Origin of the sequence: Streptomyces solitudinis, from assembly GCF_036323765.1 — a bacterium.
GTDB lineage: Bacteria > Actinomycetota > Actinomycetes > Streptomycetales > Streptomycetaceae > Streptomyces.
In genome coordinates this window covers 32,559-53,225 of the sequence record NZ_JAZDCW010000009.1, presented here as the reverse complement: position 1 = coordinate 53,225, position 20,667 = coordinate 32,559, and the positions used below count along the sequence as shown (strand labels likewise).

19 protein-coding genes and 3 pseudogenes are annotated in these 20,667 nt (G+C 72.1%); 9 read left to right on the top strand and 13 right to left on the bottom strand.

Annotated features, from left to right (window positions below; all coding sequences use genetic code 11):
- Positions 1-42: 42 nt before the first annotated feature.
- Entirely contained in the window at positions 43-495 is a 453-nt protein-coding gene (locus V1J52_RS21390; RefSeq protein WP_330141564.1) for a DUF4442 domain-containing protein, read from the bottom strand.
- Between the two features lie 127 nt (positions 496-622).
- Between V1J52_RS21390 and V1J52_RS21385 the strand changes: the two genes are divergently transcribed.
- Both V1J52_RS21385 and V1J52_RS21380 read left to right on the top strand, forming a co-directional pair.
- On the top strand, positions 623-1,705 hold the full coding sequence (locus V1J52_RS21385) for a DUF8017 domain-containing protein (protein ID WP_330141563.1): 1,083 nt from the start codon (positions 623-625) through the stop codon (positions 1,703-1,705).
- Positions 1,702-3,054: an MFS transporter gene (locus V1J52_RS21380; protein WP_330141561.1), complete on the top strand. Its 1,353-nt coding sequence runs from the start codon at positions 1,702-1,704 to the stop codon at positions 3,052-3,054. Before V1J52_RS21385 ends, V1J52_RS21380 begins: the two co-directional genes overlap by 4 nt.
- Here the strand turns inward: V1J52_RS21380 and V1J52_RS21375 are convergent.
- Positions 2,994-3,836: a spermidine synthase gene (locus V1J52_RS21375; protein ID WP_330141560.1), complete on the bottom strand. Its 843-nt coding sequence runs from the start codon at positions 3,834-3,836 to the stop codon at positions 2,994-2,996. The genes V1J52_RS21380 and V1J52_RS21375 overlap by 61 nt on opposite strands.
- A 120-nt stretch (positions 3,837-3,956) precedes the next feature.
- Between V1J52_RS21375 and V1J52_RS21370 the strand changes: the two genes are divergently transcribed.
- Together V1J52_RS21370 and V1J52_RS21365 are read left to right on the top strand one after the other, a co-directional pair.
- Positions 3,957-4,745 (top strand): TVP38/TMEM64 family protein, encoded by a 789-nt coding sequence (locus V1J52_RS21370; protein WP_330141559.1) that lies wholly within the window; start codon positions 3,957-3,959, stop codon positions 4,743-4,745.
- 78 nt (positions 4,746-4,823) lie between these two features.
- Positions 4,824-5,717, top strand: a complete 894-nt coding sequence (locus V1J52_RS21365) for an undecaprenyl-diphosphate phosphatase (RefSeq protein WP_330141558.1) — start codon at positions 4,824-4,826, stop codon at positions 5,715-5,717.
- A 34-nt stretch (positions 5,718-5,751) separates the two neighbouring features.
- Here the strand turns inward: V1J52_RS21365 and V1J52_RS21360 are convergent, their stop codons facing one another.
- Positions 5,752-6,657: a Gfo/Idh/MocA family protein gene (locus V1J52_RS21360; protein ID WP_330141557.1), complete on the bottom strand. Its 906-nt coding sequence runs from the start codon at positions 6,655-6,657 to the stop codon at positions 5,752-5,754.
- A 131-nt stretch (positions 6,658-6,788) separates the two neighbouring features.
- On the opposite strand from V1J52_RS21360, the gene V1J52_RS21355 reads away from it, so the two are divergent.
- Positions 6,789-7,232 carry a hypothetical protein gene (locus tag V1J52_RS21355; protein ID WP_330141556.1) on the top strand — a complete coding sequence of 148 codons (444 nt, stop codon included), beginning with the start codon at positions 6,789-6,791 and terminating at the stop codon, positions 7,230-7,232.
- Here V1J52_RS21355 and V1J52_RS21350 read toward each other — a convergent pair.
- From V1J52_RS21350 to V1J52_RS21315, 8 genes are all read right to left on the bottom strand, one after another.
- A complete protein-coding gene (locus V1J52_RS21350) occupies positions 7,220-7,729 on the bottom strand; it encodes a hypothetical protein (RefSeq protein WP_330141555.1) in 510 nt (169 codons plus the stop codon). The genes V1J52_RS21355 and V1J52_RS21350 overlap by 13 nt on opposite strands.
- 105 nt (positions 7,730-7,834) lie before the next feature.
- Positions 7,835-8,506, bottom strand: coding sequence for a uracil-DNA glycosylase (locus V1J52_RS21345; protein WP_330141708.1), 672 nt, complete (start codon positions 8,504-8,506; stop codon positions 7,835-7,837).
- Positions 8,507-8,598: 92 nt separating this feature from the next.
- A complete protein-coding gene (locus V1J52_RS21340; protein ID WP_330141554.1) occupies positions 8,599-10,152 on the bottom strand; it encodes an ABC transporter substrate-binding protein in 1,554 nt (517 codons plus the stop codon).
- A gap of 402 nt (positions 10,153-10,554) precedes the next feature.
- Complete coding sequence (locus V1J52_RS21335) at positions 10,555-11,310, bottom strand: SDR family oxidoreductase (RefSeq protein WP_330141553.1); 756 nt, start codon at positions 11,308-11,310, stop codon at positions 10,555-10,557.
- A gap of 37 nt (positions 11,311-11,347) precedes the next feature.
- Positions 11,348-12,109 carry a 3-oxoacyl-ACP reductase FabG gene (gene fabG / locus V1J52_RS21330; RefSeq protein WP_330141552.1) on the bottom strand — a complete coding sequence of 254 codons (762 nt, stop codon included), beginning with the start codon at positions 12,107-12,109 and terminating at the stop codon, positions 11,348-11,350.
- Between the two features lie 97 nt (positions 12,110-12,206).
- Positions 12,207-12,644 carry a DUF3037 domain-containing protein gene (locus V1J52_RS21325; protein WP_330141551.1) on the bottom strand — a complete coding sequence of 146 codons (438 nt, stop codon included), beginning with the start codon at positions 12,642-12,644 and terminating at the stop codon, positions 12,207-12,209.
- On the bottom strand, positions 12,641-13,459 hold the full coding sequence (locus V1J52_RS21320) for a HipA family kinase (protein ID WP_330141550.1): 819 nt from the start codon (positions 13,457-13,459) through the stop codon (positions 12,641-12,643). Before V1J52_RS21320 ends, V1J52_RS21325 begins: the two co-directional genes overlap by 4 nt.
- Before the next feature lie 76 nt (positions 13,460-13,535).
- The gene (locus V1J52_RS21315) at positions 13,536-14,804 is read right to left on the bottom strand and encodes a tyrosine-type recombinase/integrase (protein ID WP_330141549.1); all 1,269 of its coding nucleotides are present in this window, start codon (positions 14,802-14,804) and stop codon (positions 13,536-13,538) included.
- Positions 14,805-14,982: 178 nt separating this feature from the next.
- On the opposite strand from V1J52_RS21315, the pseudogene V1J52_RS26175 reads away from it, so the two are divergent.
- A pseudogene (locus V1J52_RS26175) lies at positions 14,983-16,049 on the top strand (IS630 family transposase).
- Positions 16,050-16,146: 97 nt separating this feature from the next.
- Here V1J52_RS26175 and V1J52_RS21300 read toward each other — a convergent pair.
- Together V1J52_RS21300 and V1J52_RS21295 are read right to left on the bottom strand one after the other, a co-directional pair.
- Positions 16,147-16,897, bottom strand: a pseudogene (locus tag V1J52_RS21300) (transposase).
- Positions 16,898-17,025: 128 nt separating this feature from the next.
- Positions 17,026-17,829: pseudogene (locus V1J52_RS21295) on the bottom strand (transposase family protein).
- A 489-nt stretch (positions 17,830-18,318) separates the two neighbouring features.
- Between V1J52_RS21295 and V1J52_RS21290 the strand changes: the two are divergent.
- The 3 genes from V1J52_RS21290 (at position 18,319) to V1J52_RS21280 (ending at position 20,625) form a co-directional block, all read left to right on the top strand.
- Entirely contained in the window at positions 18,319-19,107 is a 789-nt protein-coding gene (locus V1J52_RS21290; protein ID WP_330141548.1) for a helix-turn-helix domain-containing protein, read from the top strand.
- Complete coding sequence (locus V1J52_RS21285) at positions 19,104-20,303, top strand: M20 family metallopeptidase (protein ID WP_330141547.1); 1,200 nt, start codon at positions 19,104-19,106, stop codon at positions 20,301-20,303. The genes V1J52_RS21290 and V1J52_RS21285 overlap by 4 nt, the downstream gene beginning before the upstream one ends.
- Positions 20,304-20,490: 187 nt before the next feature.
- Positions 20,491-20,625 (top strand): hypothetical protein, encoded by a 135-nt coding sequence (locus tag V1J52_RS21280; protein WP_330141546.1) that lies wholly within the window; start codon positions 20,491-20,493, stop codon positions 20,623-20,625.
- Positions 20,626-20,667 lie beyond the last annotated feature (42 nt).

Genomic DNA, 20,667 nt, shown 5'->3' with positions numbered 1-20,667 from the left:
CACCGGCACCGTAGCGAACGGTCCGGTAGTCCGCCGCCGTGGTCAGTCCTTCGGGCGCAGGGTCCACGTGATCGTCATCTCGCCGGTGACGGCGCCGTCCTGTCGGGTGATGGTGACCTCGACCGGGAACTCGGGGCGCTCCCCGGCGTCGAGCTGCGCGATGACGTCCGCGGCCGGGCGCCCGAGCCGCGCGGTGGCGGTCACCGCCCCCATGGCGAGTTTGCGGTAGCCGATCTCGGCGCGGACGGCGAGCGGCACAGCGCGGGAGAGCTGGTCGCCGAAGGCGGCCAGGACGACGGCGCCGCTGGCGGACTCCGCGAGGGTGAACATCGCGCCGGCGTGCGGGCCTCCGACGTGGTTGTGGTACTCGCTCTGGTCGGGCAGCCGGACCACGGCGTGTCCGGGCGTGGTCTCGCCGAACTCCAGGCGCAGGGTGCGGGCCATCGGCACGGTGGCCGCCATCATCTCGCCGATCGACGGCTGGTTCGCTGACATGGCCGCACATTACCAGTCGGTAGCTTGCGGCTCCCGGTCCTCCGCGCGGCGGCCGGTTGTCGCTGCCGCGTATCAAAACGGGGGCGGCCGTGGCCCGGCCCCCGGACCGCTCGTAGAGTGCGGGCTTATGTGGCCAGGACAGCAGCAGCCCGGGGGCGGCCAGAATCCGCAGGACCCGAACCCGTACCAGCAGCCGGGATACCAGCAGCCGAACCCCTACCAGCAGCCGGGGCAGCAGCCTCCCGGCTACCAGCAGCCGGGGTTCCAGCAGCCCAACCCGTACCAGCAGCCGGGGCAGCAGGGGCACCCGCAGCCGGGGCCCGGCCCGTGGGGCGCCCCCGGCGCGCCGGGCCCGCCCGGCGGCGGGCGGAAGAACGCCAGGCGCAACACCGTCATCGCCATCGCGGTGTCCGTCGCCGTCGTCGCCGCGGCCGTCGTGACCGGTGTGGTGCTGCTCGGTGACGACCCGGACGGGGCGTCCCCGGCCGGCGGGGGCGCCCCCAGCGCCAGCGCCTCCGCGCCGCAGGACCCGAAGGAGGCCGCGGCCGACCCCTCGGAGGAGCCCGGCGGTCACCGGGACCCGGACAGCCCGCGCGGCAGCGGCGAGGACGAGCCCGGCCCGGAACCGGTGGTGGACGGCTGGCAGGTCGTGGTCAATCCCAAGCACCACAGCGCCTTCGACGTGCCGAAGGGCTGGGAGCTGGCCAGCCAGGACACCATCGTCGGGTGGGGCGAGAAACAGGACGAGGACGCCATGTTCGCCACGCCCCAGGTGGCCATGAGCGCCCCGGCCTTCCTTGAGGAAGGCTGGTGCGAGGACTCCGACGGCGGTACGTACTCGCGGGCGACCGTCGGCACCAAGGGGGCGCAGGGCGCCAAGAACACCAGCGAGGCGGCGCTCAGCGCGGCCCAGAACTTCGTCTTCTACCGTCACGACGAGGACAGGGACAAGCTCACGTGGACGGAGGCCGAGCCGTTCACCAGCGACCACGGCATCAAGGGGCACGTCGCCACCGCCGCGATGACCGGGGTGGAGAAGGCGAACAAGTGCGTCGCCGACGGCAAGGCGGTGGCCGTCTCCTGGCTCGACGCCTCCCGCGACCTGCGGCTGTGGGTCCTCATCAGTGACGCCGGCGTCCCCGACGAGGTGGACCAGAAGACCATCGACACGATGATGAAGAGCCTGCGCCCCTACGGCGAAGAGGAATGACACCGGCGGCGCGGCCCACCGCGAGCGGGACCGGGCCGCGCCGCCCCGCCTGGGCGGGCCGCAACTACGTCCTGCTCACCGCCGCCGCCGTCATCACCGGACTGGGCGGCTCCGGTGCGCTGATCGCGTCGGCGTTCGCCGTGCTGGAGGCCGGCGGCAGCGCCACCGACGTGGGCCTGGTCGCCGCGGCGCGCACCGTCCCGCTCGTCGCCTTCCTGCTGGTCGGCGGCGCCGTCGCCGACCGCTTCCCCCGCCACCGCGTCATGGTGGCGGCCAACGTGCTCAACTGCGTCTCGCAGGCCCTCTTCGCCGTCCTCGTCCTGACCGGGCAGGCCCAGCTGTGGCAGATGGCGGTGCTCGCGGCGCTCGGCGGGACCGGGCAGGCGTTCTTCGCCCCCGCGGCCGAGGGCATGGTGCTGGCCTCGGTGACCGGCGAGCAGGCGAGCCGGGCCTTCGCGGTGTTCCGCATGGGCATGAACGGCGCCGGGATCGGCGGGGCCGCCCTCGGCGGCGCGCTGGTCGCCGCCGTCGGGCCCGGCTGGGTGCTCGCCGCCGACGCCGCCGCCTTCGCGCTGGCCGGAGCGCTGCGGGCCTTCCTGGACGTGAGTGGGATACCGGTGCGCGAGGCCACCGCCGGGCTGCTGCGCGATCTGCGCGAGGGCTGGCGGGAGGTGGCCGGACGGCGCTGGCTGTGGGCCGTGGTGCTCCAGTTCGCCGTCGTCAACTCCGTGGTCGCGGCGGCCGAGGCGGTGTACGGGCCGCTGGTGGCCGAGGAGCACCTGGGCGGCGCCCGGCCCTGGGGGCTGGCCCTGGCCGCCTTCGGCGCGGGCACGGTGCTCGGCGCGCTGGTCATGACGCGCTGGAAGCCGCGGCGCATCCTGCTGACCGGGGTGCTGTGCGTCTTCCCGCTCGCCCTGCCGTCGGCCGCCCTGGCCGCCGCTGTGGAAGCGCCGGTGCTGACGGCGGTGATGTTCGGCAGCGGGCTGGCGGTGGAGGTCTTCGCCGTGACGTGGATGCTGGCGCTGCACCAGGAGATCCCGGAGGAGAAGTTCTCCCGGGTGGCCTCCTACGACTGGCTGGGTTCGCTGGCCCTGGTCCCCTTCGCCACGGCGCTGGCCGGGCCGGTCGCCGGCGCCGTCGGCCGGGACACCGCCCTGTGGGGCTGCTCGGCCCTGATCGTCGTCCTCACGGCCGCCGTGCTGTGCGTGCCGGAGGTGCGCCGGCTGCGGCGCCGGGAGGGGGCGCCGGCGGCGCCGGTGGCGGACGCCGCCGTGGCGCCGGACCCGGCTCAGCCGATGCTGAAGGCCCCCGCGGGCGGCTCCGGCGACGGCACGGCCGACGCGTCCTGAACCGGCTGCGCGTCACCGGTCATCCGGTGCAGGGCCCGCCCGTGGACGACGCGGGCGGGGAACGCGTCGGCGGCGGCCCGGCGGGCCAGCTCCGCGGTCGGCAGCGGCGCCCGTGAGGCGGCCACCACCACGTTGCCGAAGCGGCGCCCGCGCAGCACGGCGGGTTCCGCGAGGAGGCACAGTTCGGGGAAGACGGCGGCGAGCGTGGCGAGCTGGGAGCGCAGGAAGCCGAAGGGCGTCCCGTCGGCCAGGTTCACCACGTACACGCCGTGCGGCCGCAGGGCGCGGGCGGCGGCCCGGCCGCAGGCGACGGTGGTCAGGTGCGCGGGCACCCGCGCGCCGCCGAACACGTCGGCGACGACGAGGTCGGCACCGGCCGGCGCCGCCGCCTCCAGCGCCTCCCGGGCGTCTCCCGCGGACACCGTCACGCCGCTGCCCTCGGGCATCGGCAGTTCCTTCGCCACCAGGGCGAGCAGGGCCGCGTCCAGCTCCGCGACGTGCTGCCGCGACCCGGGGCGGGTCGCCGCGGTGTACCGGGGCAGGGTGAGCGCGCCGCCGCCGAGGTGGAGCACGTCCAGCGGGCCGGGAGGCCGCGCGGTGTCGATGACGTGCGCGATGCGGCGGGTGTACTCGAATTCCAGGTGGGTGGGTTCGGCGAGGTCGACGTAGGACTGGGGCGCGCCGTCGACGGTCAGCAGCCAGGCGCGCCGACGGTCCACGTCGGGCAGCAGCCGGGCGGTGCCGAAGGTGACGGCGCGGCTCACCGGCAGGGGTTCGTGCACCGTCCCATTGTGCGGGCCCGTGCCCACCGGGGGCCGCGGGGGGCGCCCGGCACCCCCCGGTTGGGGCCCGCGTCACCGTACGGACCCCGCCGCTTCACCTTGGTCGGTTACCCTCCCCCGGTGCCCGCCCCTCCCCCGTCCGCCCTTCCGGTCCGGCCCTCCTCAGCACCGGCCGCGCCGGTCGCACCGGCCCGGCCCGCAGCGCCGGCCGTCCGCCGCTCCGTCCTGGCCGCCGCCCGCCCGTGGCTGCGGCTGGGACTGCTGCTGGCGCTGGTCGCGGCGGGCTCGGCGGCCGCGGTGGTGTACGAGCCGCAGCGGCTGTTCACCGGCCCGTGGGCCGACGGGCTGCCCACCGTGGTGGCGGCGACCGCCTTCGCCGCGGCCTACGGCGTGTGCACGTCGGCCTTCGTGCCGCGCCCGGTCCTGACCCTCGCCGCCGGCCTGCTGTTCGGTGCTGCGGCCGGGACCGCGGCGGCCCTGGCGGGCACGGTGCTGGGCGCCGCGCTCTCCTTCGGGCTCGGCCGGCTGCTGGGGCGAGAGGCGCTGCGCCCCCTGCTGCGCAACCGCCGGCTCGCGGCGGCCGACCGGCTGCTGAGCCGGGACGGCTTCCGCGCGGTCCTGGTCCTGCGGCTGCTGCCCGGGGTGCCGTTCGCGGCGTCGAACTACGCGGCGTCGGTGTCCCGGATGCGCTGGCCGGCCATCGTCACGGGCACCGCCGTCGGCGGGCTGCCGCACACCGCCGCCTACGCGGTGGCGGGCAGCCGGGCGGCCGACCCGACGTCACCGGCCTTCCTGGCGGCCTCCGCGTTCCTCGCCGTCACCGGCGTGGGCACGGTGGCGCTGGCCTGGCGCCGACGTCACCGGCTGCGCGCACCCGCGCCGCCCGTGCCCGCCGCTGCGGTGGGCTGACGTCCGCCGCGCTGTGCGCACGCCGTAGCATCACTTTCCTGTCCGCCCACCCGACCACAAGGACGAGCGCATCCCGACATGACCTGGTTCGAATCACTCATCCTCGGGATCGTCCAGGGGCTCACCGAATTCCTGCCGATTTCCTCCAGCGCCCATCTGCGCCTCACGGCGGTCGCCGCCGGATGGCCGGACCCGGGGGCCGCGTTCACGGCCGTCGTCCAGATCGGCACCGAGGTCGCCGTCCTCATCTACTTCCGCAAGGACATCACGCGCATCCTCAGCGCCTGGTCACGCTCGCTCGTCGACAAGGCGGCGCGCCGGGACTTCGACGCCAAGATGGGCTGGCTGGTGATCGTCGGCACCATCCCGATCGCCGTGCTGGGCCTGACGCTCAAGGACTACATCGCCGGGCCCTTCAGGGACCTGCGGCTCATCGCGTTCAGCCTCATCGCGCTCGGCATCGTGCTCGGGGTGGCGGACCGCCTGGCGGCCAACGCCGCCCGGCGGGCGGAGACCGGCGGACGGCACCGGGCCACGCGGCACGGCAAGGAGCTGGAGGACCTGACGGTCCGCGACGGCATCCTCTACGGCTTCTGCCAGGCCCTGGCGCTCATCCCCGGCATGTCCCGCTCGGGCTCCACCATCACGGGCGGGCTGTTCCTCGGCTACAACCGTGCGGCGGCGGCCCGCTACTCCTTCCTGCTGGCCATCCCCGCCGTGCTGGCCTCCGGCGTCTACGAGCTGACCGAGATCGGCGAGGACGGCAGTCACGTCTCCTGGCTGCCGACCCTCTTCGCCACGCTGGTCAGCGGCCTCGTCGGCTACGCGGTGATCGCGTGGTTCATGAAGTTCATCTCCACCCGGAGCTTCCTGCCGTTCGTCGGCTACCGGGTGGCACTGGGCATCGTGCTGCTGGTGCTCATCCAGGTCGGCGTCATCGACCCCCTGGCGGGCAGCCAGGCGGGTCACTGACGGCGCCTGACGGCCGCCGCGCGGGCGGCGGCCGTCAGGCGGCGGACGCGAGCACGGAGGTGACGACCTGTTCGCACAGCTCGTGGGTCAGCAGCGCGTCCCGGGCGTCGAGCGTGCGGCCGGTGCGCACGGCGTCCAGGAAGGCGAGCGCCGCCTGCTCGATGCCGCGCTGGCGGGCCACCGGCACCCAGTCGCCCCGGCGCCGCACGCTGGGCTGGCCCTTGTGGTCGACGACCTCGGCCAGGTTGCGCACCTCGCGCTTGCTGTCCTGGCCGGAGACCTCCAGGATCTCCTCGGCCGATCCGGAGAGCCGGTTCATGATCCCCAGCGCTGTGCAGGAGGGGCCCGAGAGCTGGAGCACGACGTGGTGCAGCAGCCCGTCGCGCACCCGGGCCCGGACATCGACCCGGTCATACGGCTCGGGCGCGAGGAAGCGGAGCGTGTCGACGACGTGGATGAAGTCGTCGTAGACCATCGGGCGCGGCTCCTCGGGCAGCCCGACGCGGTTCTTCTGCAGCAGGACGAGGTCGCGCGGGTGGTCCAGGCACTGGACGTAGCCGGGGGCGTGGCGCCGGTTGAAGCCGACGGCGAGACTGACGCCGCCCTCGCGCGCGAGGGCCACGAGCCGCCGCGCGTCCGTGAGGTCGTAGGCCAGCGGCTTGTCGACGTACGTGGGCACCTTGGCCTGGAGCAGGCGGGTGACCAGCTCGGGGTGGACCTCGGTCGGCGCGTGTACGAACGCGGCGTCCAGCCCGGCGCCGAGCAGGGAGTCCAGGTCGGCGTGGCGGTGCTGCCGCGGCACGCGCCAGGTGTCGCCGGTGCGCTGGAGCGTGGCCGGGGTGCGGGTGTGCAGGTGCGGCTCGACACCCGGCTGGGCGGCGATCACGGGCAGGTAGGCCTTCTGGGCGATGTCCCCAAGACCGATGACGCCGACCCTCACTGCATGCTCCTCGCCTCGTCCGCTACGGCTGCCCCTGCGGGACCCCGGCAGCATACGCGGACGGCGGCGCGGTCCGGCCGTCACTCCTGCGGGGAGTTACCGTCCGCCGCGCGCTGCGGCACAGTGGCCGGGTGCGACGCACCACCCGAACCCTGCTGCTGGCCGCGGCCGCGCTCGCCGGAGCGTCCGGCTGCGTCTCGGTGCCCGCCGCCGAGCGGGACCACCCGCCGGCGGCCACACCCGCGCCGGTCCGCCCCGCGAGCCCTCCCGCGCTCACCCCGTCGGCCGCGCGGGAGACGATCACCGAGCCCCGGCGCAGGCAACCGCCGGCGGCCCTGGCTCCCCGTATCCCGCCGGCCGCCGGCGGGCCCGGTCCGCGCCCTGCTCCGTCCCCGTCTCCCGAGCCGCCGCCCGCCGGGCGCCGCCTGCCGCAGCAGGCCCCGCCCGTCCCGCTGCCGGACCCGGTGGCGACGGCCGCCCGGGGCCGGGGCGCCTGCGAGCTGGGTGAGGCGTACGGCGGCTGGAGCCCCGGCGGCGAGCTGGCCCGGCTGTGCCGGGACGTCTACGGCGGGTGAGGACCGCGCGGCGCCGTCGGGCCGGACGCCTCGGCCAGGCGCCGCTCCATGCGGTCGGCCGCGGCGCGGACGCCCGCCCCGTAGGCGTCGTCGTCCAGCTCCCCCAGGCAGGCCCGGCACCGGTCGAGTTCCTGCCGGGCCGCCACCGTGTCGGCGACCTTCAGGTAGGCCGCCGACAGGTTGAGGTAGAGCGACGGGTAGAGGGCGCGCACGGCGAGGGCGTTGCCCTCCCGGGCGACCTCGTCCGTGGTCAGGGCGTCGGCCGCCGCCAGCGCCCGCAGGTCCCACGCGAGTTCGTCGTGCGCGTCCTCCTGGGTGTCGGCCATGTAGTGGGCGACGGTCAGCCGGTGGAAGAGGTCACCGTCCTCGCCCAGCTCCCTCCACAGGTCCGTGAGGCGGTTGCGGGCCTCCTCCCGGTCCCCGCCGTGGAGGAGGATGACGGCCTGACCGATCCGCGTCGTCATCGCCTCCCCGGACGACTCCTGCTGCTCGGTCACGTGCTCCTCCTGGCTGACGGTGGGGATGCCGGGCGTGCGCGGGCGCCGCGGGGGCGGCCGCGCGTCCGACGCTAGCCGCCCGCCGCCGTGATGCGGGGCAGGCGTTCAGTCCGCCAGGCCGGGAATGCACCAGTCGACGGGCGGGTGCCCCTGGGCTTCGACGGCGCGGTTGATCTGGGTGAAGGGCCGGGAGCCGAAGAACTTCTTCGCCGACAGCGGCGAGGGGTGCGCCCCGTGGACGACGGCGTGCCGCGCGGTGTCGATGAGCCGCAGCTTCTTCTGCGCGTAGTTCCCCCACAGCACGAACACCACCGGGTCCGGCCGGGCGTCGACCGCCTGTATGACGGCGTCGGTGAACTGCTCCCAGCCCTTGTTCTTGTGCGAGTTGGCCTCGCCCGCCCGGACCGTCAGCACCGCGTTCAGCAGCAGCACGCCCTGCTCGGCCCACGGCATCAGGTAGCCGTTGTCCGGGACCGGGCAGCCCAGCTCGTCGTTCAGCTCCTTGAAGATGTTGCGCAGGGAGGGCGGGACGCGCACGCCCGGCCGCACCGAGAAGCACAGCCCGTGTCCCTGCCCGGCGCCGTGGTACGGATCCTGGCCGAGCACGAGGACCCTGACCCGGTCGTACGGTGTGGCCTCCAGGGCCGCGAACACCTCGTCGCGCGGCGGGTAGACGGGCCCGCGCGCCCGCTCCTCCTCGACGAAGGCGGTCAGTTCCCTGAAGTAGGGCTTCTCCAGCTCCGCGCCGAGTACGTCCTGCCAGGAAGCGGGCAGCATGCCGTTCACGTCGTCACCCCTCCGGTGCGCTCGCCTGCGCTGACGGTCCCGTCAGACGCCGTCGAAGGTACCGGTGCCCACTGACAGCCGTCTCACCAGCTCGACTTGCGGTGCAGTTCCCACATCCGCATGATCGTCGACGCGTCGATGGTCCATTCGATCCCGGCGATCTCCTCGTGCGCCGCGATGTAGACCCGGCCCTGCCACAGCGGCAGCAGCCGCGCGTCCTCGGCGATGACGCGCTGGGCCTCCTTCAGCATGTTCCCCGCGGCCGCGCGGTCGCTGAGCCGGCGGGACTGCGGCAGCAGGGTGCCGGTCAGTTCGGGGTTCTCGTAGGGCACGCCCAGCGAGTTCCTGGTGCCCACGAAGGGACCGATGTAGTTGTCCGCGTCGGGGAAGTCGGGGAACCAGCCGCGGCCGAACGCGCCGTACTTGCCGGTGCTGTAGCCCTCGTGGAAGGTCTTCCACTCCTGGCCCTCGATCTGCACCTCGAAGAGGCCCGAGTCGTTGAGCTGGCGCTGGATCTCCTCGAACTCGGCGCGGGTGCTCGTGCCGTAGCGGTCGGTGGTGTACCAGAGCTTCAGCGGCACGGGGGTGCTCACGCCCGCCTCCGCGAGTAGCTGTTCGGCCTTGCTCTGACTGGGCTCCCCGTACGCGTCGAAGTACGCGCTGGTGTGTCCGGTGATGCCGCCGGGAACCGTGGAGTACAGCGGCTCGGCGGTGCGCTGGTACACCTCCCGCACGAGCGCCTTGCGGTCGATGAGCTGGGCGACGGCCCGTCGCACGGCCGGTTCGTCGGCGCCGGGGTGGGCGGGGTTGAAGACGAGGTAGCGCACCTCGGTGCCGACGGCCTCGTGGAGGGTGAGGTTGTCGTTCCCCGCCTGCCCGCCCCGGAAGGCGGAGATCTGCTCGGGGGTGAGGCCGCGGAAGCTGAGGTCGACCTCCTCGTCCTCCAGCGCCCGCACCATGCTCGCCGAGTCCTTGAAGTAGCGGATCGTCACCGCGTCGTTCTTCAGGTGCGCCGCGCCCTGGTAGCTCTCGTTGCGCACCAGCTCCGCCGACTCGCCCGGTGCGTACGCCGCGAGGCGGTACGGCCCGGACCCGGATATCTCCGCGCCCTCCAGCAGCCGGTCCGCCGGGTACGTCTCGGGGTCCACCAGCGAGGCGGCGGGGGTGGCGAGGACGAGCGGGAACGTGGCGTTGGACTCCTTGAGGTGGAAGACGACGGTGTCGGCGCCGCTGGTCTCCACGCGGTCGAGCGAGGCGAGGAGCTGCGCGGGCCCGGAGGGCGCGTCGATGTTCAGCGTCCGGTCGATGGAGTACTTGACGGCCCGCGCGTCCAGCGGGTTGCCGCCGGAGAACGTCAGTCCGTCCTTGAGCGTGCAGCGGTACACCTGGCTGGCGTTGTCGGTGAACTCGCAGGCGCGGGCCGCGTCGGGCTCCGGGGTGCCACTGGAGTTCGGGAAGTGCAGCAGCGTCTGGTAGACGTTGCGGTACAGCTCCCAGGAGCCGTCCCAGGCACCGGCCGGGTCGAGCATGGTCGGCGCGCTGGTGGTGCCGACGACGATCGTCCCGCCCTCGTCCCCGTCGTCCCCCGGCAGCGCGGTACAGCCGGCGAGCACGGCCGTCACGGACAGCATCGCCATGGTTCTGAGAGGGCTGATCCGGCTGACCACGTGCACGCTCCTCGTTCAACGGGGCCGTCGCGGGACGCCGTGCGTGGGAGGTGTTCACGGACCGAGCGGCGCGCGGGCGCCCGGCTCGGCCCCGCGCAGAGCGCACCGGTGCGGTGGAGGGAACCCGCGGGCCTGTGACAGCGCAGACCCTACCGCAGCCCCCGCCGGTTCTGCATGGACAGATCAACCATCTTCGCCGCGCGTCCGGCGGTCGTCACGGAACCGGCCGGGAACGTGACGGGGCGGGAAGGACGGCGGCGGGCCGCGGGCCGCTTCCGGGCGGTCGCGGACGCCCGGAAGCGGGGGTCCGCGACCGCCGCCGGACGGGTGGCCCGTCACGCCCGGCGGGCGGGACGGAGCACAGCCGGCGGGTCAGGCGACGCCCGCGTTGAGGAAGAGGCCCCCGTCGACGACGAGCGTCTGGCCGGTGATCCAGCCGGAGTCCTCGGAGGTGAGGAACGCCGCCGCGCCACCGATGTCCTCGGGCACGCCGAGGCGGCCCATCGGGTACCGGGCCAGCACCTCCTCCTCACGGCCTTCGTAGAGGGCCGTGGCGAACTTCGTCTTGACCACCGCCGGGGCGATGGCGTTGACCCGCACGCCGGGCGACAGCTCGTGTGCGAGCTGCTGGGTGAGGTTGACCATCGCCGCCTTGCTGACGCCGTACGCCCCGACGAACGGGGACGCCTGGAGTCCCGCGACGGAGGCGATGTTGACGACGCTCCCGCCGTGGTCGCGCTGCCAGGCGGCCCAGGTGCGCTGGGCGAAGCCGAGCGCCGAGACGACGTTCGTCTCGAAGACCTTGCGCACGACCCCCAGGTCGAGTTCGGCGATGGGACCGAAGACGGGGTTGGTCCCGGCGTTGTTGACCAGGTGGTCGACGCGGCCCCAGGCGGCCATCACGCGTTCCACGGCCTCGGCCTGGTGCGCCTCGTCGTGGGCCTTCCCGGCCACGTACATGGCCCGGTCGGCGCCCAGCGAGGCGACGGCCTCCTTCAGCGGGCCCTCGTTGCGCCCGGTGACGCACACCCGGTCGCCGCGCGCGACCAGCGCCTGCGCGATGCCGTAGCCGATGCCGCGGCTGCCACCGGTCACCAGGGCCACCCGGCCACTGTCCTGCACTGTCATCGTCCCTCTGCCTTTCTCGTCCGTATGGGCGGCCGGGTCAGTCGAGCGGCCCGCCGGCCACGTACAGGACCTGGCCGGAGACGAAGCCGTTGTCCTCGCCGGTGAAGTAGGCGACGGCTCCGGCGACGTCCTCGGGCCGGCCCACGCGCTGGACCGGGATCTGGGTGGCCGCGGCGGCCTTGAAGTCCTCGAAGTCCATGCCCACCCGGGAGGCGGTCGCCGCCGTCATGTCGGTCGCGATGAAGCCCGGGGCAACGGCGTTGGCCGTGACGCCGAACTTGCCCAGCTCCTTGGCGAGCGTCTTGGTCAGCCCCTGCAGGCCGGCCTTGGCGGCGGAGTAGTTGGCCTGGCCGCGGTTGCCGAGCGCCGAGCTGGAGGAGAGGTTGACGATCCGGCCGAAGCCCGCGTCCACCATGTGCTTCTGGCAGGCCCGGGCCATCAGGAAGGCACCGCGCAGGTGCACGTTCATGACGGTGTCCCAGTCCGACTCGCTCATCTTGAACAGCAGGTTGTCGCGCAGGACCCCGGCGTTGTTGACGAGGATCACCGGCGCGCCCAGTTCGCCGCTGATCCTGGCGACCGCCGCGTCGACCTGCTCGGCGTCGGAGACGTCGCAGCCGACGGCCAGCGCGCGGCCGCCCGCCGCGGTGATCGTGCCGACCGTCTCCGCACAGGCGGCCTCGTCGAGGTCGAGCACGGCGACGGCGCGGCCCTCCTCGGCCAGCCGGACGGCCGTGGCCGCGCCGATCCCGCGGGCTGCGCCCGTCACGACCGCGACACGCTGCTCAGTGCTGGGCATGCTGGTTCTCCTCGTCCTGGTGGGTGAGCAACCGCTTAGTATCTTCGGCAGACGTGACGCTAGAAGCCCGTCCGACGACTGTCAACGGTTGCCCTGGTCACGTCCGCGGTGCCGGGGCCGGGACAGGGAGGGGGCGGGGCGCGCGGACCATCACGTCGAGCAGCCGTTCCGCCTCCGCCCGCGGGTCGGCCGTGAGCCCGGTGTGCACCGGTCCCGGCTGCACCACGGTGCTGCGCGGCGCGATCAGCCACCGGAACCGCCGCCCGGCGTCGTCGGAGGCCGCCTGCCCCGCGCCGGAACCGCCCCGGCAGACGTCCTCCACCGCCCGCAGCGCCGCCCGCACCCCGGCCACGTCCACGGCCGGGTCGAGCGCGCGCAGCCGGTCCTCGTCCAGCGCGGTGCGGGCGCACAAGAAGGCACGGGCGCGGCAGTACACCAGCACACCCGCGTTGATCCGCTCGCCCCGTTCGACGCGGGGGACGACGCGCAGCAGCGCGTACTCGAAGACGTCGCGGTCCGCCGTCGCCCCGCTCACCGGACCGCCTCCGTCCGGCCGGTGAGCCAGCCCGGTGCCTGCGAGGGCCGGTCGGTGCTCGGCTCCCCGAGGGTGACGCGCTCGTGGATCGACGGGGCCCGCGCCGCGAGGGCGTCGGTGTAGGCCCGGCGCACCTCGTCCGGCGAGGCGAAGCCCGGCTCGTCCGCCAGCCACACGTCCGGCACCTCCGCGGCGCATGCGCCCAGCATCTCGCGGGTGACCCGGGGCGCCAGCTCTGCGGCGGCCGCGGCGACATCGGGCCCGAAGGGGGCGAGCACGTGGTCGGACGCGTCGTAGCCGCGGGCGGCGGCGGTGGCGGCGGTGGGCCAGTTGTGGTGCCAGATTATGGTGGCGCCGTGGTCGATGAGCCACAGGTCCCCGTGCCAGACGAGCAGGTTGGGGTTGCGCCAGGACCGGTCCACGTTGCCCACGAGCGCGTCGAACCACACCACCCGGCCGGCCTCGGCCGCGTCCACCCGGTAGGCCAGCGGATCGAAGCCGATCGACCCCGGCAGGTAGTCCATGCCGAGGTTCAGCCCGCCGCTGGCCTTCAGCAGCTCCTGCACCTCCTCGTCCGGCTCGCTGCGGCCGATGACCGGATCGAGCCGCATCCGCACCAAGGCGGGCACCCGCAGCCCGAGGCGCTGGGCGAGCCGGCCGCAGATCACCTCGGCGACGAGGGTCTTGCGGCCCTGCCCCGCGCCGGTGAACTTCATGACGTAGGTGCCCAGATCGTCCGCCTCGACGATCCCGGGGAGCGAGCCACCCTCACGCAAAGGCGTGACATAGCGGGTCGCTACGACCTCTTCCAACACGTTCCCAGGCCACCCATCTCTTCAGCCTTACGATCCACGGACGACTCCCCCGGAGCGTAGAGGCAGGAATCACCGGTCAACGGCGCCGGGGAGCGTCGGGGGAGTTTCGGCTGGCGAGCCGGTCCCCCGCTCCCCCAGCAGACCGTCGAGGGTGCCGCGCCCCTTGCTGCCAGCTTCCGGCATGCAGTGAGCATAGTAACCGAGGGTGATCGCCGGCGAGGAGTGTCCGAGCCCTCGGACCAGGGTCACGACGGATTGTCCGGCTTCCAGCATGATCGAGGGCGTAGGTGTGCCGAAGCACGTGGAAACCATCCTTCGGGGCCGCCGCCCACTGCCAGGCTTTCGCCCCCTCGGCACGTGGCGGGATGACGCCAGCCTTGGCCAAGGCTGGCTTCCACGTATAGGTGTTCCATGTGTTCACCGCGACGGCGTTGCCGAAGCGTGTGGTGAGCAGCAGGGAGAACTTCTTCCTCTCCCCCTCCGGCTTCCCCCACGGCAGCTCCACCTGTACCGGCGGGAACGCTTCGATGTGACGCATGACTTCCTCGGCTACCGAGGGGGGCAGGTCCACCGTGCGGATCTTCTTCCCCTTCGGCAGGGCGAAGTACAGCCTTCCGTGAATCGCCTGCACCCGGCGCCGCACGTGAAGCATGCCGCGTTCATAGTCGATGTCCTCCGGACTCAGCCCGAACACCCCGCCCTGGCGAAGTCCACACCCCAGACCGACTACGACGGCGATCCTGTTCCGCTCGCTGATGGCATCGCGAACTCGCAGTGCCGTAGCCATCGACCACGCATCGCGCCGCTCCCGCGGCGACTTGGGCCACCGCACAGACTTCACGCGCATAGGGTTGCGTGCAAGGCGCTTGTCGTCGACGGCCGCTTCCAGAATGGAGGAAAGCTCGGACAGGATGCCACGCTGGTAGTCGACTGACGAGACTGTCGACTCCAACTTGGTTATGAAGGCGCGCAGATCCGTTGCGGCGATGCTCCTGAGCGGAAGCTGGCCCAGCTGCGGGACTATATGGAGACGCGTTTTACGCTCTTGACTGTCCTGGGTTTTCGGGGCTCCTCCTCGCCCTGGCGCCCAGTGCGTCGCGATGTAGTCGGCCAGCGTGATGGACCCGTCGCGCGGGTCTACGAACTCGCCTCGCTCCTCGTCCGTGGCTGCCCTGCGAAGCCATGCCTTGGCGTCCTCAAGCACATCGAAGGATCGGTCCCGCACTCCAGGTATGCCAGCAACCTTGTACCGCTTTCCCTTACCGTAGCGAGCGGTCTTCTCTCTTCTCCCGGTGACGGGGTCCTTCTTTTTCTTGATCCAACGGTCCTCGATGTAGCCGGCCAAGCTGGTTTCCTTTAGAAATGGCGTGAATGGTGCGCACCGATATTCGAGTCGTCAGGAACCGGCGTTCCTGCGTCGCTGCGGAGGTGCACTCAGCGGGCTCAAAGCAGAGTTACTGAGGTTGAACGCGTGGTGTCGTAGGGGGCGACGGCTGGCCGGTGGCTGCGGTATCACCGGAGTCATGCGGTATCCACAAGGGGGCGGGCTGACCGCCGAACGGCAGCAGTTCCGCGAAGAGTTACGGCTCCAGGCGGCCGAGCGGTTCGCCCGGGGCGAGGGCAGTACCGGTGATCGCCAGAGATCTGCGGGTCAGTGTCCGCTCGGTCCAGCGATGGCGTCACGCGTGGGCCGAGGGCGGCCCGCGATCCCTGCGGTCGCAGGGGCCGGCGTCGCTGCCGAGGCTGAGCGATCAGCAGTTCGCTCAGCTGGGGCGGAGCTGGCCAAGGGGCCGGCCGCGCATGGCTGGGAGGACCAGCGCTGGACGCTGAACCGCGTGAAGACGGTGATCGGCCGACGCTTCCATCTGACGTACACGATCCAGGGCGTGCGGAAGCTGTTGGTGCGTAACGGCTGGTCCTGCCAGGTCCCGGCCCGTCGTGCCATGGAGCGGAACGATGATGCGGTCGCGGGATGGGTCAAGGAGGTGTGGCCCCGCGCGGAAGGTTAGCGGCGGCCCGTGGGGCCTGGCTGGTCTTCGAGGACGAAGCCGGCTTCTCCATGACGCCGCCGCACGCCAAGACATGGTCACCACGAGGCCGCGCCCCGGTGGTCCGGGGCCGGGGCCGTTCCCGCAGACGCATATCCATAGCCGCGCTGACCTGCTACAAACCCGGCCACCGATCCCGGCTGATCTACCGACCACGACGGGACGACGGCCGGCGCGACGGGCGCAAAAGCTTCTCCTGGCGTGACTACCGGGACCTGCTGGTCGCCGCCCACCAACAACTCGGCGGCCCGATCATCCTCGTCTGGGACAACCTCAACGTCCACAAAGCCGCAGGTCTGCGGGAGTTCGCCGAAACCCGGGACTGGCTGACCATCCACTACCTGCCGCCCTACGCACCCGACCTCAACCCCGTCGAAGGCGTCTGGTCCCTCCTGCGGCGCGGCTGGCTCTCCAACGTCGCTTTCTCCACACCAGAGCACCTCATCCGCACAGTCCGGAGCGGCCTACGGCACATCCAGTACCGCAGCAACCTCATCGACGGCCACCTCACCGAGACCGGCCTGACCATCCGACCCGCCTGACCAGCAGCACGACATCCCGAGTTCAACCGCAGTAGAGCGGGAGTCTGAGCGTTCCTGTTCACGGATCCAGGCATCAAGGGCCTCCCACCGATCCTTTTCAGCGTTGACGCTCAAGGGTGAGGATGGCAGCGGCCATGACCGTCATGCGGTTGGGGCTGCAGCAGGCTCTGCGGAAGACGCGCCAGGACTTCAGTCTCGCCGACGCTTCGTTCGACCGGTGCTCGTGCCGCTGACAGGGCCCGGTTGATCGTCCGCTGGGTCGTGGTGAGGTCCTGGTGCGGAAGACGCCTGATCGGCGTGGTCACCCATGAGCCGGCCCCGATGTAGGCGCGGTCGGCGAGGACGGGTACGCCCTGGCGTTCGCAGATCCGGATGATGCGGTGGGTGCGGGCCGCGGTCAGGTCGTGGGTGCGGCCGGGCAGCGCGGGCGAGATCCACAGCAGCTTCCCCGCAGGGTCGGCAATGACCTGCACGTTCACGCCGTGGCGGCGGTGCTTCTGGGAGAAGTCGGCCTGGCTGTCACCGACCCGGTCGCATTCGGCGAGCGTTCCGTCGAGCAGGACGTGATCGGGATTCGTTTCCCGCAGGACCCGCAGCAGCCCGGGCGTCCGGCGGGACGGATGGCCGACGACGGCGGCGACGTAGGTGTGGGCAGTGCCGACGGATATGCCGAAACCGGCGGCGATCTGCGCGAGCGTGTCGTGCCGGTGAAGGTAGACCAAGCCGACGAGGGCACGCTGGTGCGGCGGGAGCTTGCAGCGGCGGTCACCCTCACGGGTGACGATGAGCATGGTTACCCACTCGACCGGGGCCTGCGGGAGGTCGAGTGCGGCAGGATAGGGAACCAACGAGGCTCCTGTGCTGATGAGTTGAGACGTCGAACACCTCTCTCAACGGCACAGGAGCCTCGTGCGTTGCGGGAGGCCGCCCCGTCACCCGGCCGGTGGCCACTCTGAAAACGCTCAGTGAACCTCTTTCATCCTGAATAGTCGCAGGTCAGTAGTACGTAGACGGCTTGGACGGTGCGGCTGATGCGGCGGGTCGAGCAGCGTGCTCTGCGCATGATGTGCCAGGACTTGAGTCGGGCGAAGGCGCGTTCGCCGGGGGCTCTCAGTCGTGCGTGGTCGCGGTTGAACTGCTGGTAGTGCTCGGGTTGTTCGCTGTGGTGGTAGTAGGGGGTGCGGAAGGTGGCGCCGGCGCCCTGGTAGGCGCGGTCGGCCAGGACAAGGATCTGCCGGGTGAGGCAGGCCTGCACGATGCCGTGGGCCCGGGCCGCGGTCAGGTCGTGGGTGCGGCCCGGTGTCGCGCGGGAGAACCACAGCGGGGTGCCGTCGGGGCGGGCGATGACCTGCACGTGCATGCCGTGCTTGCGGTGTTTCATCGAGTAGTACGGCTCATCCGCGCGGACGCGGTCGATGGGGAAGAGTGCCGTCAACGATGACATGGTCGCCCTCACCGAGACCGGTGAGGGCTTCATGAAGGCCGGGAGCCCAGGCAGCCAGCGCCTCCAGGGCTTCGTCGACGTACCGCCAGGCGGTGGCCTGCGATATCCCGAACCCGGCGCCGAGCTGGGCGAACGTCTCGTTCTTGCGTAGGTGGACCAGCGTGAGCAGTGCCTGGTCGAAGCAGCCGAGCTTGCGCCAGCGGGTGTTGCGGGTCCGGCGGTGCTCGTACAGCAGCCACGAGACATGCTCGACGAGTTCGTGCGGGACGTCGAGCGTGGCAGGATACGGAACCAACAGGGCCCTTCGGTCGCCGGTGTGTTGAGTGGAATCACCACGCCAACGACGAGGGGCCCTGCCTCGTCACCGCACCCGCTGACCAGCCCATTTCACCCGCCAGCACAGGATGAAAGAGGTTCAGTGTCTCGTGATTTCGTTTATGTCACTTTGAGTTGTTTCTGACCAGCTCGCTCTCTGGCATGAGGACTTTGAGGACAGGGACATTCGAGTTCTGCTGCGGTTCATCTCCCAGTCGGCAGGGAATGTGCCAGTCAGCCCGGAGGAAGCAGAGCTACTGCGCGGCGCCCGGGAGCGGCTCGCCGACGGCGACAAGCTCGGCGTGCTTCAGGCGCAGTTCCCCCGCAGGTACTGGCTGCAGCGCACCTGCCCTACGTGCGAGGCCACTGCAGGGGCGCAACGCGACCAGAGCTGCGACCCGCAGCACGGCGTAGCCACGACTCGGCAACTCGGCACGCGCTGATAGGCAAGCTATGGCGGGCTGCCCGCCGTCCAAGTACACCCCTGGGGGAACGGTGACCGGATCGGCTATGACGGATTCGGCGCTCAAGCGAGCCCGGCTGGCACAGAATCTGACGCAAGAGGAAGCGGCTGATCAGCTGAACGAGATCACCGGTGGCGCGACGGACGCGAGTCTTCTCAGCGCATGGGAGTCGGGGCGCAAGCGCACCGGGGCGAAGAACCGCCGGGCGCTGTGCCAGCTCTACCGGGAACGCTCGGAGGTGCTCTTCGCCCACCAGGACGGGCGTGATTCCGCCAGTGCTCTGGAGGCCACCGGCACCGATGTGGTCATGCGGGTGCTCACCCGGTACACCGATCTCGTCGAGGCCATGGTCGAGGTGGTGGCCGGCGCGCGTGAGCACCTGGTGGTCACAGGGTCCCGCAGCCGGGAGAAGGCGTACCTGGCGGCGATTGAGACGGCCGTGGCGCAGCAGCCTGATCTGGTGCACTACCGGGTGCTGTACGGGCCGCCACGTCACCGCGGGTTGTCCGAGCACTTGGTGCGGCTGCTGGCGCTGCGCGACCCCGGTGAGCGCCGTAACGGTGTCAAGACGCTTCACATCGGGCTCGTCGAGCCGCTGGAGGCGATGGAACGCTACTTCGTGGCGTCGGAGAGTGCGGCCGTGGTCCCGCTGCCGAGCTTTCATGGGGCTGAGGGGTTCGATTGCGGGGTGTTGTTGGGCCGTGAGGCTGCGGTAGGTCTGGTGCAGCATGGGCGGGAGGCGTGCGCGTCCGCGCGGCCGGTGGAGACGTTGGAGGCCGTTCGCGCGCTGCCGGTCCGGCACGGCGCGACGCCAGGACGGGGAGAAGCGTTATGAAGGACTTGGTGGCCCATGCCGCTGCGCGGTCGGCGTCCGTGATTGAGCTGGCCCAGGAGCTGATCCGCAGGCCCAGCCGCGGGGGAATCGACGACTACGCACCGGTCCTCACCGTCCTGGAGGACTGGCTGACCAGGCGTGCTCTGCCGAACCGGCGCCTGCGCGACGAGGCGGGCCAGCTGGTGGGGCTGCTGGTCGAGGTCGCTGGCGGGCGGCCGGGCCCGTGGTGGACTTTGGACGCCTGCGTGGACACCGCCTCCTTCGGCGACGAGGACGCGTGGACGTTCCCGCCGACGGCCGGAGACATCGTCGAGGGGTTTCTGCGGGGCCGGGGGGCTGCCGACTCCAAGCTCGCGGCTTCGGCGTTCTGCCACATCGCTGCCGACCTGCTGCCCCACGTCACAAGGCTGCGTGGTGGCTTGGCGGTCCTCCTGGACGTCGACGAACACACCGGCGGCTTCGGCGGGGCCCGCGCCTACCTCGCTGACCCGGAAGCCGCCGTCCCGGCGGGCGTGATGATCGGTTACCCCGGCATGGATGACGTCGTCGTCGGCGGCCGGGGTCTGTGGCGTGCGACCCTCACGGTGTCCGCTGAGTCCGGGCACTCCGGTTCCAGTCGGAGCGTCCTGGGCGCCGTTTCCCGTGCCGCGCGCCTGGTCCAGCTCCTGGACACCGCCGACCTGCCTGGCCTCCCGGCGGCGGACGCGGCGTTCGGGTTGCCGCCGAAGCTGTCGGTCACCGCGATCCACGGCGGCGAAGGGTTCTCCGTGGCAGCGGACCGGTGCGACCTGAACGTCGACGTGCGCACGACTCCGGCCTTCGACGCCCACGACGCTGAGACGCTGGTCCGCAAGGCCGCCGCCGAGCTCGACGCCGAGCTGCCCGGCCCCGCCCCCACCCGCATCACGCCGGTCGCCAGCTGGCCGCCGTTCCAGTTGCAGCCGCACGAGCAGCCCGCCGCCGCGCTGATGGGTGCCGCCGCCTCCCTGGGCATGACGGTGCACGCCAAGACCGCCGGCCCGTCCAACATCGGCAACCTGCTGGCCGGGCAGGCAGGAGGCATCCCGTCGACCGCCGGATTCGGCGTCCCCTACCAGGGTCTGCATGGGATCGACGAGCGCGCCAGCCTCGCCGAGCTCCCGCAGGTGTACGCGGTCTACCACCGCGCCGTCTGCGAACTCCTGGACGCCCGCTGACCTCGCTACCTCCCAGTCGCATACCAGTTCCGTCCCAGTTCGGGTTCTACAAAGTCCCCAACTTCTGCTCTGTTACGCGGGGTTGGCGCGCGGTGTCATAGAGGAGCTCGAGAGGCCGTACGGGAGATGCCAGACACCCCGTACCGCCGGAGGACATCCGAAGCGCGACGACTACCGGAGGTACTTCATGGACACCACCGCCACGACCGCCGACAACGAGACCTACACCGCGCCTGTGCTGAGCGAGCTGGGCAGCGTCACCGGCACCACCCTCGGCTCCGCGGGCACCAACGACGCGGACGACACCCAGTACTACCAGTGACGCAGCGCCCCCAGCGGGGCGTGAGCCGGTGAGTGAGCGCCC

Excerpts from the sequence above, each read along its gene's own strand:
- V1J52_RS21390 (WP_330141564.1), bottom strand. The coding sequence starts at position 495 with ATGTCAGCGAACCAGCCGTCGATCGGCGAGATGATGGCGGCCACCGTG.
- V1J52_RS21385 (WP_330141563.1), top strand. The coding sequence starts at position 623 with ATGTGGCCAGGACAGCAGCAGCCCGGGGGCGGCCAGAATCCGCAGGAC.
- V1J52_RS21380 (WP_330141561.1), top strand. The coding sequence starts at position 1,702 with ATGACACCGGCGGCGCGGCCCACCGCGAGCGGGACCGGGCCGCGCCGC.
- V1J52_RS21365 (WP_330141558.1), top strand. The coding sequence starts at position 4,824 with ATGACCTGGTTCGAATCACTCATCCTCGGGATCGTCCAGGGGCTCACC.
- V1J52_RS21345 (WP_330141708.1), bottom strand. The coding sequence starts at position 8,506 with ATGCTGCCCGCTTCCTGGCAGGACGTACTCGGCGCGGAGCTGGAGAAG.
- V1J52_RS21340 (WP_330141554.1), bottom strand. The coding sequence starts at position 10,152 with ATGGCGATGCTGTCCGTGACGGCCGTGCTCGCCGGCTGTACCGCGCTG.
- V1J52_RS21335 (WP_330141553.1), bottom strand. The coding sequence starts at position 11,310 with ATGACAGTGCAGGACAGTGGCCGGGTGGCCCTGGTGACCGGTGGCAGC.
- fabG (WP_330141552.1), bottom strand. The coding sequence starts at position 12,109 with ATGCCCAGCACTGAGCAGCGTGTCGCGGTCGTGACGGGCGCAGCCCGC.
- V1J52_RS21290 (WP_330141548.1), top strand. The coding sequence starts at position 18,319 with ATGACGGATTCGGCGCTCAAGCGAGCCCGGCTGGCACAGAATCTGACG.
- V1J52_RS21285 (WP_330141547.1), top strand. The coding sequence starts at position 19,104 with ATGAAGGACTTGGTGGCCCATGCCGCTGCGCGGTCGGCGTCCGTGATT.
- V1J52_RS21280 (WP_330141546.1), top strand. The coding sequence starts at position 20,491 with ATGGACACCACCGCCACGACCGCCGACAACGAGACCTACACCGCGCCT.